A 15,398-nucleotide genomic window follows, 5' to 3' on the forward strand; every position below is an offset into this window, starting at 1 on the left:
AGTAATAATATTTCACATTATAAAAATAAAAAATAAAAAAAAGATTAGTTAGCAGGAATTACTAGTCCTCTATCTATCATCTTAAGAGCAGTGTTTGCTTTGAGACACATTGGTACTCCGTTAGATGCTTTCATTACAAGACTGAATCCTTCACGACATTCTACTTCTGCAGCATCAATGCCTGCAGTTATTTGTATACGTGGGGAAATCCATGCTAATTGCATATCTTTTGCCTTTTGAATGAAATCTTCTCTAAGTTGTTGTTTTTCCTCATCAGTCATATCAGATGCTCGTTCACGAAGTTCTTCCTTGAATGCTTTCATGTCAGATAGTCTGTCATGAATTGCTGATCTTCGCTCATCAGACATTTTGATTTTGACTTTTTTCATGTGATCTTTGAACTTCATCTTTAGATCTGATTTTTGTTCATCAGTTAGTTCACCGTGTTTTTCTCTATATTTCATCTTGATTTCTTCACGTTTCTCATCAGAAATGTCATGTTTGTCCATGATCATTGCCTTGAGTCGAGGAGACATATCAGACATTCTGATTCTTTCAGAAACTTTATCGTTCATGTGATTTTTTGCATAGTCCTCTCGCTCTTCGGGTGTCATATTACACCATTTTGAGATTCTATCAAATTTTGCAACATCAGTAATTTCTGCTGCTCTGTCAGATTCTGCCATAGAACATAATCGATCATAATCCATGTGAGTGTCAGTCATTTTTTCATGAATTTTATCAGTGACTTTGTCATGAATTTTATCTTTCATGTAATCACGTATGATATCTTTATGTTCTGCAACAAATTTGTCAATTGCATTATCTCGATCATCTTCAGATAAATCACAATAGTTTTCTAGTCTATCAGAAAATTGTGTTAATCTCGGATGGTCTGCAAAGAATTGACGTTTTTCAAGATCAGTCATGTTACAATAATGTTCTAGTCTGTCATCAAGAGATTCATCTCTAGAATATTTTTCGTCTCTATCGTCAGTTTCGTCTCTATCGTCTTCTTTAATGCCATCTTCTTTGAACTCTTCTTCAAGTTCATCAAATTCTGCATCAAAATCGTTATCAACATCGTCTCTAGTTAGAACTATATCAAAAATGAATTCATCTAGTGTATCAACGCGTTCTTCTTCATCAGTTATTTTACAGATAGTAGAAAGTTTTTCATCATATTCTTTCATGTCTGCATAATCAATGAAAAAGTCGTTTCGTTCTGAATCATTCATTTCACAAAATCGCTCTATCCTTTCTTCAAGATCATCAGTATCAGCAAACGCTGTACTACCGGCAGTTACTCCAGTAAACATGATCAGTGAAAAAACAACGCTTAGAAGTTGTATACTTTTCATTACGCAAATTCTTTATTTTGGTATATAAAGAATGTCGGTCAATATCATAGTAAGTATTATTACAAATGAGACAATTTTTGAGTGATTCACGCCTGGGAAATATAGATAGATTGTGATAATAAAATTCTCTGAAATCAAATTTTTTTATGAATAAAAGATAAGTTAATAGCAATTTCTTTTATTGCCTAAATGATAGTTTGCTCATGTTTACTCAAAAAGAAAATGAGTTTGTAGAGGAATTAGCAAAGTGGGCTCAATCAATTGGAATTAATCTAGATAGAGATCCCGAACAGGTGTAGCTTTTGCACACACATTTTGTTAAGTAAAAAAATTTTAAGGTGAAAACATGAAATTAATTGGACAAACAAAACTACCACATGGAATTGTTTATCACTATTCAAACAGTAGTGGAAACATAGAATCTTGTTTTATTGAACATAACACTCAATAGAATTTTTAATACAGCCAATCTAATTCAATACTATTGAATTCAATAGAATCACTAAACAAAAAGATTGTAAATTGCAAAAAATGTCCAAGACTATCAACATACATTAGAGATGTTGCAAAAAATAAGGTTCGACGATTCAAAGATGAAAAATACTATGGAAAACCACTATCTGGATTTGGTGATATAAATGCTAAATTACTTATTGTAGGTTTAGCACCAGCTGCACACGGTGGAAATAGAACGGGTAGAATGTTTACAGGGGATTCATCAGGAGACTGGGTGGCAAAAGTAATGCACAAACATGGATTTGCATCAATACCTACTAGTCAAAGCATCAATGATGGATTGATACTCAAAAATGCCTATATTACTGCAGCAGTAAGATGCGCACCGCCACAAAACAAACCAACCAGAGAAGAGATGAACACTTGTTTTGGATTTTTGGAACAGGAAAGAAAGATTCTAAAAAATATAACAACAATTCTTTGTCTTGGAAAAATAGCATATGATGCAACTTGTAAATTGTACAAGGTAAAACCTGAAAAATTTGGGCACAATAAACTATTCAAATATGACACCATAAGGATCATCACATCATATCATCCTTCAAAGCAAAATACACAAACTGGAAGATTAACTTGGGTACAGTGGTCTGCAGTATTTGCAAAGGCAAAGAAACTTGTTATAACTTGAAATAATAATTCCTAGCAAAAAATTAAAATATTAAAAATACGCTTACAGTTAAAATAGCATCAGGTAATGGATGTTCAAAATGTAATTCAGAGCATGATAGTGATTTTTACAGATTTTGTAAGTGTACTTGTCATGATAAAATTGCAAGAGAAATAGTAGGTTAAAAACAAAATTTAATATAAATCATAAACTAAAAATTTTTTTAATCAGTATTCTCATAAAGTTTTTGAATTTGTTCAATAGTTTTTGGATCTAATTTATTAAATATTTTTTCTAATTCTTTTTCATCTAATTCTTCATCATGATATAACATCTATGTTCTGATATAATTTTGGAATTTACTCTGATTATTATAATGGATTGCAAACATACACAAAAGACTCAAAAAATTACAGTTTTTGTAATACTTTACAGTCCATGAAATTCAGACCATTGATGTTCTAGTTTGTAAATTATTTTCCAACCAAGCCTATCGATGTTTACACTTGGTTCTGCAATAACCAGTAAGATATATCTTCCAAATGGAAAACTCATCATTACAACTTTTTCTCGCCTTGAAGAAGAATATTTTACTCTGCCTAAATTTGCATCAAAACCTTTTCTATTTGCGACTCTATGAGCTAATTCTTGAAATGTCTGCCTCCGTCTTTCATCATTTTCAAAAGGGATTACACCATCTTTAAAATCACCAGCAATTAATTCCCCCTTGCAATCAATCAAACCACAATATCTAATTTCAGGCTCAGCCAAAATATCTTTGATTTTATTTTTAATGTCTTCAATGGAAAATTTCTCATCTGTCATATAGAATTAGATGTGTTTGTACATATTTAACACAACTAGGTAATTGGCAAAAATGATTCTAAATTAATTTCAGAAAATAATTGAAATCATAAAAATATGTACATATGTATTATAATACTATTAATAGTAAACAAATTTTAAGATTTTAAACAGAACTCTTTAAATTTTATTTTTACATAAAATTAATGACGAGGTCTATCATATCTGCCGAAATTCAAAAGAAGAGATTTGAGGAGGTAGACAGATAGGAAATAAAGGAAAACACGAAAAAAGATGGAAGCATCTAGAATTCGTAGTTTTCCAGTTTACCTCGTTTCCTATTTCGTATCAATTCATCATCAGAGATTTATGAGAAAGGTCAATGTCAAACAACTTTCTAAGAAATGTCTAATTATTTATCCACATAAAGCATAAGAGCGACATGAAAGATTTATCACATTGGGTAATTTTGGCAATTTTTTTGTTTACAATTCCTGTTGCATTTGCTCAAGAATACCATGATCTTGGAGTTAAAGTAGAGACAGTAGCTGACAACCTCACGATACCATGGAGTATTGATTGGTTGCCTGATGGAACTACAATATTTACCGAGAGAAATGGACACATCAGAATTATTGAAAATGGAAAATTGTTGGAAGAACCGTTATTGTCACTTGGAGTTGGAGGAGTAGAGGGAGGAATGTTAGGGATTGCAGTGGATCCAAAATTTGAAGAAAATAATTTCATCTATCTCTATTATACTTATAATGAATTTTTATCAACAATAAACAAACTTGTTCGATTTCAATTAATAGATGGAGTATTAACAGAAAATAAAATATTACTTGATGGAATTCCTGGCGGGCCGTTTCATGATGGTGGAAGAATTCAATTTGGACCAGACGGAAAATTATACATCACAACAGGAGAAGCAGGAAATCCAAAATTATCTCAAGATCTGAATTCGTTGGGTGGGAAGATTCTGAGAATTAATTCTAATGGAACAATTCCAGATGATAACCCATGGAAGAATTCTCCAATTTATTCAATAGGTCATAGAAATCCCCAAGGCATTGATTGGGATGAATCTGGGAATCTAGTTGCAACAGAACATGGTCCGTCAGGATGGAGAGGAATAGCCAATGATGAAATTAATGTGATAATTTCAGGTACAAATTATGGCTGGCCAGACATAATTGGAGATGAAACATTAGAAGGATTACAAAATCCAATATTACACACAGGTGATGATACATGGGCACCATCAGGTGCAGAATTCTACTCTGGAGATAAAATTCCTGACTGGAAGGGAAAATATTTTGTCGCTACACTCAGAGGAAGTCATCTCCACATGATAGATTTTGATCTAGAAAACAACTTGGTTTTATCTCATGAAAAACTATTCCAAGATGAATTTGGAAGACTGCGGGATGTACAAACTGGACCTGATGGGTTATTGTATATTCTTACAAGTAATCAGGATGGGAGAGGATTTCCAAATCCTAATGATGATAAAATTCTGAGAATTGCACCCATAAACGCAATCAATAGTTTTGAGGAATGTGTTGAATCTGGAAATTCTATAATGGAGTCATACCCAAGACAGTGCAGAACTGAAGATGGTAAACATTTTGTCGAAATAATTTCTAAAATTCCTGAATGGGTTAAAAAAACTGCAAAGTGGTGGTCATTGAATCAAATTTCAGATAACGACTATGCATCAGGTCTTCAATATCTCATAGAAAATAACATCATTTCAATTCCATTTGGAATAGCACCTGAAGGGGATTTTGAAGAAGAAATACCATCATGGTTACGAAAAGATGCTGGCTGGTGGAGTCAGGGATCAATATCAGATGAAGAGTTTTTCAAAAACATTCAATGGATGATAAATAATGGATTTATCAAAATCTAGTCTTTAGGGAGTTTACTTGATGGAATTGGGGGAATATGAATAAATACAAATTCTCTTTTCTTTCTGAAATGAAACATATCTTGTATTATTTAGAATTTTAATATAAACATCAAGTAGAAATTATTCTTAAATTAATTCAGAGTTAAAATTTCTCAGAAATATAATTTGCACTATTGAAATTGAAGATCTACTTTTTATTTAATGAATGCATATTGTAGTGTGGAAAGCTGACACAATAACCTATTGTCCAAATGCTGGTGATTGTTTGCCGGTCTATGCATACAGCAAGGCTGCGCAGAGATTAATCCGCAATAGTCAGCTTTCAAATTTTTAAAAATACCACATAATGTGTAATTATTATGAATATCAAAGTAGGCTGTACTGGATGGAGTTATCAAGGATGGTCTGGAACTTTTTATCCAAGAAATAGCAAGAGTCAGGATTGGCTTAGATATTATTCACAAATTTTTGAAATTACTGAAATTAATTCTACATTTTACAGGATTCCCTCTCAAGAGATTGTTAGAAGGTGGAATGCCGACACCCCAAGGCATTTTAGATTTACAGCCAAATTTCCATCAATAATCACGCATGAAAAGAGGCTGGAAAAAATAAATTCAGAAGTTTTTTCATTCTTGTCTTCACTTATTCCAATTCATGAAAAGGTTTCAGCTCTGGTTTTGCAATTACCTCCATCTCTATCATTTGATGAAGCAAAACCAAGACTTGAAGAGTTGTTTGACATTTTGCCCGATGATTTTTTGTATCCAATTGAAGGTAGACATGAATCATGGTTTTCAGATGATGCATTAGCATATCTAAAACAAAACAAACATTGTCTTGTATGGAATGATGTTGAAGGAGTTAATAATCCATATCCAGTTACTGCAAATTATCTTTACGTTAGATTAATTGGAGATCGTTCTATTCCTGATTCAGAATTCGGCAAAGTTAGAAAACAGAGAAAAGAATGGATCACAAACTGGGCAAAGAAACTAAAAAGTATTCAAGACACTCCACTTGGAATGGTAATGACAAATAATCATTATGAGGGATTTGGTCCTGCGACTGCAAATTTTCTGCGAATACAACTTGGAATGAGTGAATTAATTTGGGAAGAGAAAAGACAAAAAACATTAGGTAATTTTTAAACAGAAATTCTTCAATAACTAGGGGAGCATTGAAGAATCTCTGCCATGCATCCAGCCAAACAGTAGGATGTTACAAATCATAGCACCTTTTTGATATTTAAGGCAATGAGGCTATAGTGCTAGTGCCAAGTCCAATTGCTTCACCAAAGTAATAACCAGATAGAATTGTTCCAGTAGACCATACACATGATCCTGCAAATGTGTAAATAACAAATTTTGGAATTCTCATTTTTAGTAATCCAGCTGGAACTGAAATCATTTCTCTCATCACTGGAACCATTCTTCCCAAAAATACAGCCTTGTCACCATATTTTTCAAACCAAATCTCTACTCGCTCTAATTTTTTTTCAGATACTCTAACATATCGAAGATAGCGAATTAAAACAACTCTACCAAGCTTTAATGCGATTAGATAAATTGCTGAAGTTCCCATAGTAGCACCAGCTGCTCCAAGTAAAATCATAGGTATCAGACCAATAAGTGGAATACCTTGTTGAAATGCCAAGAATCCAGCAGTAGGAAATATTGCAAGAGTGGGAATTGGAGGAACAATAGTCTCAAGTAAGGCTGCTAGGAAAATTCCTTCGTAAAGATGCCCTCCAAGAAACTCTGAAATCCAAATAAGGAATGAATCAAATGGTTCCAATTGCTTCTGGAAATGAAATCTTACTAAATTACTTTCCGAGTGAAAACTAAGCCAGACTAGTCACGGTACATGACAATTTTAGATAATACTCGTTAAAGTAGAAAACTTCTTTGTTTCAATCTTGTAAAAAATATGTAGATAAACATTATAAAAAAATATGTGATCGACTTTTTCAAAAATTGCTTTTATAAAATTTGAAAGTTTATTTTTTCAGGTTTAAATTTGTAAAATAAACAGAATCAATCGATCATAAAATAGATCCTTAAAATGAAATATTTCAAAATAAGAGATTTATAATTAAAAAAAATTCAAATTTTAGGGGAGTAATGGAAGAGAAAGAATTTCGTGTAATGGTAGACATGTTAAAGATTGCAATCAAACAAGAAAAGGAACTTACATCAGACGAGGTGTACGGATTAATGAATTGCTTTAAAAAATTAGCCATATTGAAATAATAGATTTTAATTTAATTCACTTTTTGATATTTGTGATTTATCTTTTTCAAATTACACTTATTCACGTTTTTCATTAAGAAAATTTGCAGTATGAATAAAAACGATGAAAAGTATCTATTAGTGTGAAAGAGCAAAGTGAAGAACTCACATGTTGGGTATGCAGTGCAGAGATTATTGAATATTTTGAGGTACGTTACAAAGGTAAAAGAGGGAAATGTGCTTGCTGTAAGGTTGATTTTCCTTTAGAGTAAAACCAATTTCATATGAAAAAATAATTCAAATTATGGTTTTAGAAATACCTTTAATGTATCAGGCTTTTTTGCATGAATAATTGCTTCATGAAATTTCTCAAGAGGGAATGTAGAATCAATCAAATCATCAACAGTTATCATTCCAGTAGATAGTGCATCAATTGCAGGTTTAAACAACCCACAACGAGAGCCAATCAAGGTTATTTCATTGACAACAGTGGGAGTCAAATCTAAATTCTCTCTAGAGGCAATAGTTGACTTTAAAATAACAATTCCACGTGGTTTTGTCAATTTCATAGAATCAGAAAATCCGGAATTACTTCCAGTAGCCTCTACAACTAAATCAAAAGAGAATTCATTTGCAGATTCAATTCCAATCTTAGTTTTAATCCCAAGTTTCTCTAAGCTTTGTAGTTTATTTTTGTGTCTACCAAAACACGTGATATTCTTACAAGATAGATTCAATACTCGTACAATTAATTGCGCTAGTCTTCCATCACCTATCACTGCTACATTCCATTGTGAATCAAGTTTTACTTGTTCTTTGATTTCAAATGCGGCTGCTAGTGGTTCTATAAACACAGCTTGTTCATCACTGATTGAATCAGGTAAAACATGTAAGTTTTTTTCTGGAAGTGAAACAAATTCTGCAAATGCCCCATTTCTTTTTAAAATTCCCAGAACTGTTCTGTTAGGACAATGACGAGACATTCCATTTTTACAAGAATTACAAACTCCACATCCAGCATTAATTTCACCTACTACTCTTTTTCCAATTAGTTGAGAATTTTCTGATTTTTCTACAGTTCCAACAAATTCATGACCTAAAATTCCATTATACTTCATGTATCCATCAAGGATCTCTAAATCAGTTCCACAAATTCCTGCCAAGTTGACTCTAACTAGGGATTCAGAAGAAAGTGGATCAGGATAGTTTTGATCAAAAATCATTTTTTCACCATCAAAAAAAGCAGCTTTCATAAAGTCAAGTCATATAGTATCCAATTTTAAAATACTGAAATTATTCAAAATGAGAAGCTCAGTTTTAAATAATTTAGTGCGATCAAAAATCATGCCAAGAATTTCTCATTTTGACATACCTGCAGATGATCCTGAAAGAGCACAAAAATTCTACAAAGAAGTGTTTGATTGGAAATTTGAGAAATGGGATGGGCCAATGGACTATTGGATGGCAACCACAGGAACAAAAGAGCCCGGAATCAACGGAGGGTTATCAAAGAGAATGTCAGGACAAATAGGAATATCAAATACCATTAATGTTCCATCGCTTGATGATTATTCTAAAAAAATTCTAGAAAAAGGAGGGCAGCTAATTGTTCCTAAAATGGCAATTCCAAAAATAGGATGGTTTGCACAGTATACTGATACTGAAGGTAACATGTTTGGAATTATCGAAATGGATGAGAAAGTACAGTAATCATACAATTATGAAAATACAAATTTTACTATATTAGAAGTAGATCTTGGAATTACTAAAAAGTGCCGAATTTCTTGCAAAAAAGAAACATGCAGGGTATTTGAGAAAAGATGGTAGTACTTTCTCAAAACATCTAGAAGATGTAGTAAATAGACTCAAGAGTTTAGGTGTTATTGATGAAGAACTCCTAAGTGCAGGATGGCTTCATGAAATTATTGAAGAAACTGATGTAAGTTTTGATAATTTGTATGAGCAGTTTGGAAATAGAATTGCTGTAATTGTATCATCTTTGAGCGAAGATAAAACACTACCTAGAAAACAAAGAGAAAAAGTATACAGAATACAACTTAAAGAATCATCATTTGATGCAAAATTAATCAAACTTTGTGATATTTCAGCAAACTTGAGTGATTTAAAAAATTGTGATACATCAAAATCTAAAAAACTACGAGAGATAAAACAAAAAAGATATCATTTATCTATTATTAAAAAGGATTTAATGACTTCAGATTTTCCTAAAATTATAACATTGTTGGAAACAATAAATCATATCTTAAGACAATATGGTCAAATGGCTATTAAATAGAATCATGGAAAAATATTTCTGTTCAGATATTGTATCAGATAGGCTAGATTAATAATCAGAAAGTTTTCTAAAAAATACAATTGAGTTACAAGTTTTTAGATCATGCAACAGATGCAATCATTGAAGTTACTGCAAAAGATATCAAAGAAGCATTTGCTGTAGCAGCAGAAGCAGAAATTAATCTCACACTAGATCAAGATAAAGTTGAAGAAAAAGGCAAGATGGATTTCAATGCAAATGGAAAAGACCTACGTTATCTTCTGTTTAGCTGGCTTGAAGAGATCCCATTTCTTTTGATTACTGAAGGATTTGCAATAAAACGAATTGAGTTTAATATTGAGGAAAAAGATGGTTATATCATCAAGGCAACAGCATATGGGGAACCACTTGATGTTCAAAAACATAATTTCAAAGTTGAGATAAAGGCCCCAACATTTTACGACATGGAAATTAGAACAAATGGTCAAGTCTATATGAGATTTTTACTGGATTTGTGAGTGTGGTTAACATTTGTTTGCTTAAAGCAAGAAGAAATTATACGTCTTTTTTAAAAATAAACTCAGATAAGCGTTCATTGTGAGTATTAAATTATCAGGATTATCTGTATTGTTGTTATTTCTAATCGTAATGACACCAGCCTATGCCAATGTAACTTCCATGTCCCTAGAAAAGGGGTTTTACACAACTGATGAAAGTTTCAAATTAATTGGAACACAAGATGGTAAAGAAACCGTTTTTATCATAATTCGTGATGCAGGAGGGAATTTCAAAGGAATGTTATCTGATCCATCACCAGATCAAGGCGAATTCACCGCAATCCCAAGACCAGTTCCAAATTTCTTTTCCAGTGAAGGAATCTATAATGCAACAGCGTTTGTTGATAATCAAAAAGAAGAAGAAGGGTTTACAATAAAATTAGAGTTTGATGGAAAAAAATTATTTGAAGTTCCAGACTTTGTATTAGAACTAAAATCTGTTGCAGACAGATCAGTTGAAGTAGAAAAAACGCTTTCATTTACTGTTGGACTTGTTGATAGTTCAATTACAGATGCAGTTTTTAGTTTAAAGGGAGAACCAACTGGAGCTACAATTGATTCAAGTACGGGTAAGTTTGTTTGGACGCCATCAAAATCTCAAGGAAACATCCAAGATGTATTTTACACATTTGATATTGTTGTAAATAAAGGAAGTCAAGAAGACAGAGAGAAAATTACAATTACTGTAAAAAAGGCATATGAGGAACCTGCACCAAAGCCAAAACAAGTCACACCTGAACCAGAACCGGAACCAGAAGAATTACAAATTCCAGCTTCATTTGTTGATGAAACAAAAGATCCACAAAGCTATGTAGACAGATACAACAAAGAGGCAAGCTACAAGAAATGGTTTGATGATAATTTTTCAGAGTATGAATCAATTTATCAGGCAGTAGGTTTGGATAAGCCATTACAAATTCCAGCTTCATTTGTTGATGAAACAAAAGATCCACAAAGCTATGTAGACAGATACAACAAAGAGGCAAGCTACAAGAAATGGTTTGATGATAATTTTTCAGAGTATGAATCAATTTATCAGGCAGTAGGTTTGGATAAGCCTAAAGTTGTAGAGAAAAAGTTTGGAATATGCGGTCCTGGAACAAAGCTTATCGAAGGGGTCTGTACAATTATTGAGAAAGTAGTTGTAAAACCTTGGTGGCAATTTTGGTAAGTTTCAAAAAAGGTTAAGTTTTAATCATAATGTTTCATCAGAATCAACATGGGAAAGCTAAGTAGAAATCTTAGAATTTGCGGTGACTGTGGTATAGCATATACTTCTGTCAGCTTTACAAGATACATTGACCAGTGTCCGATGTGTAAATCAAGAAGATTTGAAGCAATTCCAATTAATACAGATAAGGATTAAGTTTCAATCATTGAGCATTAGATAGTTTTGGTTTGATGTAATTTTAACTATTGAGTTTTCAACATATTACATTGAACAAGTTTGAGAACAAAAATCACTATACCTATTCTCAAATTTAATGTTACAGTTCTTGGAAGTTATTTTCATATTGGGAACTCTATTTTTAGCATATAATCAGAAAGTCATTTTTTCCTAGTGCTAATGTATGAGGAATATTTAGGCTAGATTTTTTAGTAGAAACTATTTCATGTAAACAATGTCTGAAGATCCAGAAATTCAAAAAATAATGCAAAAAAAATTGGCAGAGATGCTAAATCAAAAAAACCAGCCTAAAATTGAGCCTGGAATAATAGATTTGAATGGAACTAATTTTGATCAGGTAGTATCAGCTGAGAATCCAACATTGGTGGATTTTTGGGCAGAATGGTGTGGTCCATGTAAAACAATGCACCCAATCTTTGAGAGCCTCTCAAAGAAATATCCCAATGTAAAATTTGGCAGAGTAAACGTGGATCAAAATCAGAATATTTCAATGAAGTTTGGTGTACAATCCATTCCAACATTTATCATGTTCAAGTCTGGCCAGATTGTTGATAAAATGATGGGGGCAGTAGGTGCCCCAGGAATTCATATGATTTGCAAGAAACATTCCGCATAGTAAATCAATTATCACTAGAAAGAAATTAAATATTATTTTAAATTTGATTACTAACAAAACTTTGTGTGGGAATTCATAATTATTGTTCCAACAAAGGAAAATACCTAATAGATATGATGCAGGTTTAGATTCAAAGTATGTGAAGAATGTTATGATGACAAGTATTGGTCAACGTTCATTTTATCAAAAGAAGTTATTCTTGAAAACTAATAACCATAAATCGGTTCTTTTTCCCGCTGAATTCTAACTATATCATTTAGAACTTCTTGTTCTTCAGGACTTAGCTTATGCATATACTTGGTCAGCAATTTTTTTGCTTCAGGGGATGGAGGGAATGTATAGAATACTTCTTCTTCAAAAATTTGTCTTCCAATTGTTACATCATTAACAGAACATGCAACTTCATCTCCAGCCTTTGCAGAAGATACTGTTTTTTTATCAAGCTGTAATTGGTGGATTGTTCCAACTTTACGTCCAGACATATTCATAAATGGAATTTTATGTTTTAGATTTCCTACATCCACTCGAACACCAAAAACTGCGGGATTGTTATTTCTAAATATCATACCTTTAAGAAAACTAAATTTTGCTATAGGGGTTAATTCTGCAAACATTGCATCTTCTTCATTTGCAGTATCTTCTTCAACCCATGCATTGTAATTGTCAATCAAGCTATAGATTACTCTGTCTTCAAAAATTTTGATGTGACTGTCTTCGGATTCCTCTTTTGCATCAGGTAAAATCTTTACATTAAATGCCAAAATTATTCCAAGATGTCTATCGTTTTCCTTGATTGCTTTGGCCTCCATTACATCTCGTCTATTCACAGGACCAATGTCGGCCTTTGCAACAGGCACTTGTGAGCGTCTTAGCATCTCAACGATAGCCTCAAGTGAACCTATAGTATCACATTTGAGGATGATTCCATTTGTTTCAGTATCAATAAAAACGGATTTCATTTCAGCTTCAATTAGTTTAGTGAATTTTTCTATCTCAGCATCATTTGTAGCAACATAGAGAGTACTTCCTGGAAGTACACCTTCAAGATCTGGAGATGCAATCTTCAGTCCGGCTGCTGCATCTACTTGAGCTACTGGTTTGAATTTATCTCGAGGATCTCGCATCTCATCAAGGGGTTTTGGTAACAATATTGCCTTGGGTTTTGTAACAATTACAGAATCTCTTTTTGCCACCACAATGCTATTTTCTTTTTTAATTGTTCCATCAATTAGAATAATATTTGCAGTTTGTCCTAATCCTACTTCATCATTTACTTCCAAAACTATTCCACGTGGTTCTTTTTCTTCTTGATTGAGTCTTTTCTGAAGATATTGTTGAGTTAATCCCACTAAAACACTCAGTAGTTCAGGGATTCCAACTCCTGATCTTGCAGAGATTGGAACAATGGCAATTTCTGATTTAAAGTCTTTAACACGATAAAACGCCTCAGATTGATAGCCAAGAATTGACAGGGTACCTACAACATCATAGATTTTTTGATCAAGATCAGTCTGAATTGATGCATCTTGTTCTTTGATTGCTTGTGAAATGAATTTTGTTTCTGATTTTCTCCATCCAGAAATTTGATCACATTTGTTAAGAGCTACTACAAAAGGAACTTTTCTACTCTGTAAAATTTTTAAACTTTCATTTGTTTGTGGTTGAAAACCACGATTAACATCAACTACTAGTATTGCAATGTCAGCTGCTGAACCTCCACGTGAGCGAAGATTTGTAAAAACTTCGTGTCCTGGTGTGTCTATTACTAAAATTCCAGGTACTTTATGTTCTGCCTGTTCAAGTTTTTTGTATAGTATTCCACAAGTTTCTTTGATTGTCTCAGATGGAAGAAAGCTTGCACCAATATGTTGAGTGATACCTCCTGCTTCTCTACCTTGAACCCCAGTACCACGAATTCTATCTAAAAGAGATGTTTTTCCAGAGTCTACGTGACCAAGAACTGCCACTATGGGCTGACGAATTTGCAAATCAGATCACTCAAATGCTACCCTCGATTCGTGATCAAAACTTTCCTGTGAATCTGATGCGTGAATAATGTTTTCACTAAATCCTAATCCATAATCTCCTCTTATAGAGCCAGGTTCAGCTTCAAATGATTTTGTAGCTCCAATCATAATTCTAGTTGTTGCAATTGCATTATTACCTTCAATTATTGCTGCAACTACTGGTCCTGATGTGATAAAGGATGTTAATTCACCAAAGAAGGGTTTGTCTTTGTGTACACCGTAAAAATTCTCTGCTTGTTGTTGAGAAAATGTAAACATCTTTAATTTCAATAGTTTGAATCCTTTTTTTTCAAATCTTGAGATTACTTCACCAACTAGATTTCTAGCTACTGCATCTGGCTTTACAATGAATAGAGATTGTTCAGTCAATTCTACTTCTTTCTAATGCCGCCTTTGACATATTTTTTTGTCCATTTTAATTTTCTTGGATCACGTTTTAGGTCTAGCATATTCTTTTTGCATTTAGAAGAGCAAAACCATAAAACGGTTCCATCATTTTTTGCAAGCATTGTACCAGAACCTTTGGCTACAGGTCTGTCACAGAAATTGCATGGTTTAACTAAAAGACTCATATCATATCACCTATTTGATTTTCTTTGCTTCTCTCTCTGTTTCTCTTAACATTAGAATTTCTCCTACTCTAACAGAACCTTTGACGTTTCTTGTAAGTATTCGACCTTTATCTTTTCCAGTAAGAACTTTTACTCTAACTTGAATAACTTCACCAGCAATACCAGTTCGTCCAACAATTTGAATAATTTCAGATTGAACTACTTCTTCAGCGTTTTGACTCATTCTTCGGTCTTACCGCCTTTAATTTTAGCAATTGATGATACAACTTGGTCTACTATGTGTTGTGCATCACCAGCATCCAAAATTGCTGCAGCGGCAGAAGTGATATCAATACCCAAAGACTTGCCTAATTCTTGTTTGCTTGGTACAAATGCATATGCAGCACCTTGTTCCTCACATAGAATTGGAAGATGTGCTACTACCTCAGGTGGTTCTACATCTTCAGCGATAACAATTAGTTTGCTAGTACCACGTTCGATTGCCTTTGTGGCTTCGTTAGTTCCTTTCT

The 15,398-nt window shown here is 32.9% G+C and carries 20 protein-coding genes; 11 read left to right on the forward strand and 9 right to left on the reverse strand.

Going from position 1 to position 15,398, the window contains the following annotated elements; all coding sequences use genetic code 11:
- Positions 1–44: 44 nt before the first annotated feature.
- Positions 45–1,361, reverse strand: coding sequence for an ABC transporter substrate-binding protein (locus ACW9W3_RS06075; RefSeq protein ID WP_457765257.1), 1,317 nt, complete (start codon positions 1,359–1,361; stop codon positions 45–47).
- A 484-nt stretch (positions 1,362–1,845) separates the two neighbouring features.
- On the opposite strand from ACW9W3_RS06075, the gene ACW9W3_RS06080 reads away from it, so the two are divergent.
- Positions 1,846–2,505 (forward strand): uracil-DNA glycosylase, encoded by a 660-nt coding sequence (locus tag ACW9W3_RS06080; protein WP_457765258.1) that lies wholly within the window; start codon positions 1,846–1,848, stop codon positions 2,503–2,505.
- A 408-nt stretch (positions 2,506–2,913) separates the two neighbouring features.
- Here the strand turns inward: ACW9W3_RS06080 and ACW9W3_RS06085 are convergent, their stop codons facing one another.
- A complete protein-coding gene (locus ACW9W3_RS06085; RefSeq protein WP_457765259.1) occupies positions 2,914–3,309 on the reverse strand; it encodes a DUF6659 family protein in 396 nt (131 codons plus the stop codon).
- Positions 3,310–3,730: 421 nt separating this feature from the next.
- On the opposite strand from ACW9W3_RS06085, the gene ACW9W3_RS06090 reads away from it, so the two are divergent.
- Both ACW9W3_RS06090 and ACW9W3_RS06095 read left to right on the forward strand, forming a co-directional pair.
- On the forward strand, positions 3,731–5,203 hold the full coding sequence (locus ACW9W3_RS06090) for a PQQ-dependent sugar dehydrogenase (protein WP_457765260.1): 1,473 nt from the start codon (positions 3,731–3,733) through the stop codon (positions 5,201–5,203).
- A gap of 359 nt (positions 5,204–5,562) precedes the next feature.
- On the forward strand, positions 5,563–6,354 hold the full coding sequence (locus tag ACW9W3_RS06095; protein WP_457765261.1) for a DUF72 domain-containing protein: 792 nt from the start codon (positions 5,563–5,565) through the stop codon (positions 6,352–6,354).
- A gap of 97 nt (positions 6,355–6,451) precedes the next feature.
- On the opposite strand, the gene ACW9W3_RS06100 is transcribed toward ACW9W3_RS06095, so the two are convergent.
- A complete protein-coding gene (locus ACW9W3_RS06100) occupies positions 6,452–7,000 on the reverse strand; it encodes a DedA family protein (protein ID WP_457765262.1) in 549 nt (182 codons plus the stop codon).
- A 326-nt stretch (positions 7,001–7,326) separates the two neighbouring features.
- Here ACW9W3_RS06100 and ACW9W3_RS06105 point away from each other — a divergent pair, with 326 nt between their 5' ends.
- Together ACW9W3_RS06105 and ACW9W3_RS06110 are read left to right on the forward strand one after the other, a co-directional pair.
- On the forward strand, positions 7,327–7,455 hold the full coding sequence (locus tag ACW9W3_RS06105) for a hypothetical protein (RefSeq protein WP_457765263.1): 129 nt from the start codon (positions 7,327–7,329) through the stop codon (positions 7,453–7,455).
- 122 nt (positions 7,456–7,577) lie between these two features.
- A complete protein-coding gene (locus ACW9W3_RS06110; protein ID WP_457765264.1) occupies positions 7,578–7,706 on the forward strand; it encodes a hypothetical protein in 129 nt (42 codons plus the stop codon).
- Positions 7,707–7,736: 30 nt separating this feature from the next.
- On the opposite strand, the gene ACW9W3_RS06115 is transcribed toward ACW9W3_RS06110, so the two are convergent.
- Positions 7,737–8,687, reverse strand: coding sequence for an MDR/zinc-dependent alcohol dehydrogenase-like family protein (locus tag ACW9W3_RS06115; protein WP_457765265.1), 951 nt, complete (start codon positions 8,685–8,687; stop codon positions 7,737–7,739).
- 91 nt (positions 8,688–8,778) lie between these two features.
- Between ACW9W3_RS06115 and ACW9W3_RS06120 the strand changes: the two genes are divergently transcribed.
- From ACW9W3_RS06120 to trxA, 6 genes are all read left to right on the forward strand, one after another.
- The gene (locus ACW9W3_RS06120; protein WP_457765266.1) at positions 8,779–9,144 is read left to right on the forward strand and encodes a VOC family protein; all 366 of its coding nucleotides are present in this window, start codon (positions 8,779–8,781) and stop codon (positions 9,142–9,144) included.
- 46 nt (positions 9,145–9,190) lie between these two features.
- Positions 9,191–9,730 carry an HD domain-containing protein gene (locus ACW9W3_RS06125; protein ID WP_457765267.1) on the forward strand — a complete coding sequence of 180 codons (540 nt, stop codon included), beginning with the start codon at positions 9,191–9,193 and terminating at the stop codon, positions 9,728–9,730.
- 80 nt (positions 9,731–9,810) lie between these two features.
- Complete coding sequence (locus ACW9W3_RS06130; RefSeq protein ID WP_457765268.1) at positions 9,811–10,227, forward strand: archease; 417 nt, start codon at positions 9,811–9,813, stop codon at positions 10,225–10,227.
- 79 nt (positions 10,228–10,306) lie between these two features.
- Positions 10,307–11,437: a putative Ig domain-containing protein gene (locus ACW9W3_RS06135; RefSeq protein WP_457765269.1), complete on the forward strand. Its 1,131-nt coding sequence runs from the start codon at positions 10,307–10,309 to the stop codon at positions 11,435–11,437.
- A gap of 48 nt (positions 11,438–11,485) precedes the next feature.
- The gene (locus ACW9W3_RS06140; protein ID WP_457765270.1) at positions 11,486–11,632 is read left to right on the forward strand and encodes a hypothetical protein; all 147 of its coding nucleotides are present in this window, start codon (positions 11,486–11,488) and stop codon (positions 11,630–11,632) included.
- A 256-nt stretch (positions 11,633–11,888) separates the two neighbouring features.
- Positions 11,889–12,290 (forward strand): thioredoxin, encoded by a 402-nt coding sequence (trxA, locus tag ACW9W3_RS06145; protein ID WP_457765271.1) that lies wholly within the window; start codon positions 11,889–11,891, stop codon positions 12,288–12,290.
- Between the two features lie 206 nt (positions 12,291–12,496).
- Here the strand turns inward: trxA and infB are convergent, their stop codons facing one another.
- The 5 genes from infB to ACW9W3_RS06170 form a co-directional block, all read right to left on the reverse strand.
- A complete protein-coding gene (gene infB / locus ACW9W3_RS06150; protein ID WP_457765272.1) occupies positions 12,497–14,278 on the reverse strand; it encodes a translation initiation factor IF-2 in 1,782 nt (593 codons plus the stop codon).
- Between the two features lie 6 nt (positions 14,279–14,284).
- Positions 14,285–14,686, reverse strand: coding sequence for a nucleoside-diphosphate kinase (ndk, locus tag ACW9W3_RS06155; RefSeq protein WP_048118105.1), 402 nt, complete (start codon positions 14,684–14,686; stop codon positions 14,285–14,287).
- A gap of 2 nt (positions 14,687–14,688) precedes the next feature.
- On the reverse strand, positions 14,689–14,889 hold the full coding sequence (locus tag ACW9W3_RS06160; protein ID WP_109877673.1) for a 50S ribosomal protein L24e: 201 nt from the start codon (positions 14,887–14,889) through the stop codon (positions 14,689–14,691).
- Positions 14,890–14,899: 10 nt separating this feature from the next.
- Positions 14,900–15,112, reverse strand: a complete 213-nt coding sequence (locus ACW9W3_RS06165) for a 30S ribosomal protein S28e (protein ID WP_182129816.1) — start codon at positions 15,110–15,112, stop codon at positions 14,900–14,902.
- Positions 15,109–15,398, reverse strand: a 290-nt coding sequence (locus ACW9W3_RS06170; RefSeq protein ID WP_457765273.1) for a ribosomal L7Ae/L30e/S12e/Gadd45 family protein, incomplete at its 5' end; no start/stop codon positions are given. The genes ACW9W3_RS06165 and ACW9W3_RS06170, both read right to left, overlap by 4 nt.

It is taken from the genome of Candidatus Nitrosopumilus sp. bin_68KS, from assembly GCF_054095825.1.

What these genes read in the sequence shown, in the direction of transcription:
- ACW9W3_RS06120 (WP_457765266.1), top strand. Translation starts at nt 8,779, where the DNA reads ATGCCAAGAATTTCTCATTTTGACATACCTGCAGATGATCCTGAAAGA.
- ACW9W3_RS06075 (WP_457765257.1), bottom strand. Translation starts at nt 1,361, where the DNA reads ATGAAAAGTATACAACTTCTAAGCGTTGTTTTTTCACTGATCATGTTT.
- ACW9W3_RS06090 (WP_457765260.1), top strand. Translation starts at nt 3,731, where the DNA reads ATGAAAGATTTATCACATTGGGTAATTTTGGCAATTTTTTTGTTTACA.
- ACW9W3_RS06140 (WP_457765270.1), top strand. Translation starts at nt 11,486, where the DNA reads ATGGGAAAGCTAAGTAGAAATCTTAGAATTTGCGGTGACTGTGGTATA.
- ACW9W3_RS06095 (WP_457765261.1), top strand. Translation starts at nt 5,563, where the DNA reads ATGAATATCAAAGTAGGCTGTACTGGATGGAGTTATCAAGGATGGTCT.
- ACW9W3_RS06160 (WP_109877673.1), bottom strand. Translation starts at nt 14,889, where the DNA reads ATGAGTCTTTTAGTTAAACCATGCAATTTCTGTGACAGACCTGTAGCC.
- ACW9W3_RS06105 (WP_457765263.1), top strand. Translation starts at nt 7,327, where the DNA reads ATGGAAGAGAAAGAATTTCGTGTAATGGTAGACATGTTAAAGATTGCA.
- trxA (WP_457765271.1), top strand. Translation starts at nt 11,889, where the DNA reads ATGTCTGAAGATCCAGAAATTCAAAAAATAATGCAAAAAAAATTGGCA.
- ACW9W3_RS06115 (WP_457765265.1), bottom strand. Translation starts at nt 8,687, where the DNA reads ATGAAAGCTGCTTTTTTTGATGGTGAAAAAATGATTTTTGATCAAAAC.
- ACW9W3_RS06085 (WP_457765259.1), bottom strand. Translation starts at nt 3,309, where the DNA reads ATGACAGATGAGAAATTTTCCATTGAAGACATTAAAAATAAAATCAAA.
- ACW9W3_RS06165 (WP_182129816.1), bottom strand. Translation starts at nt 15,112, where the DNA reads ATGAGTCAAAACGCTGAAGAAGTAGTTCAATCTGAAATTATTCAAATT.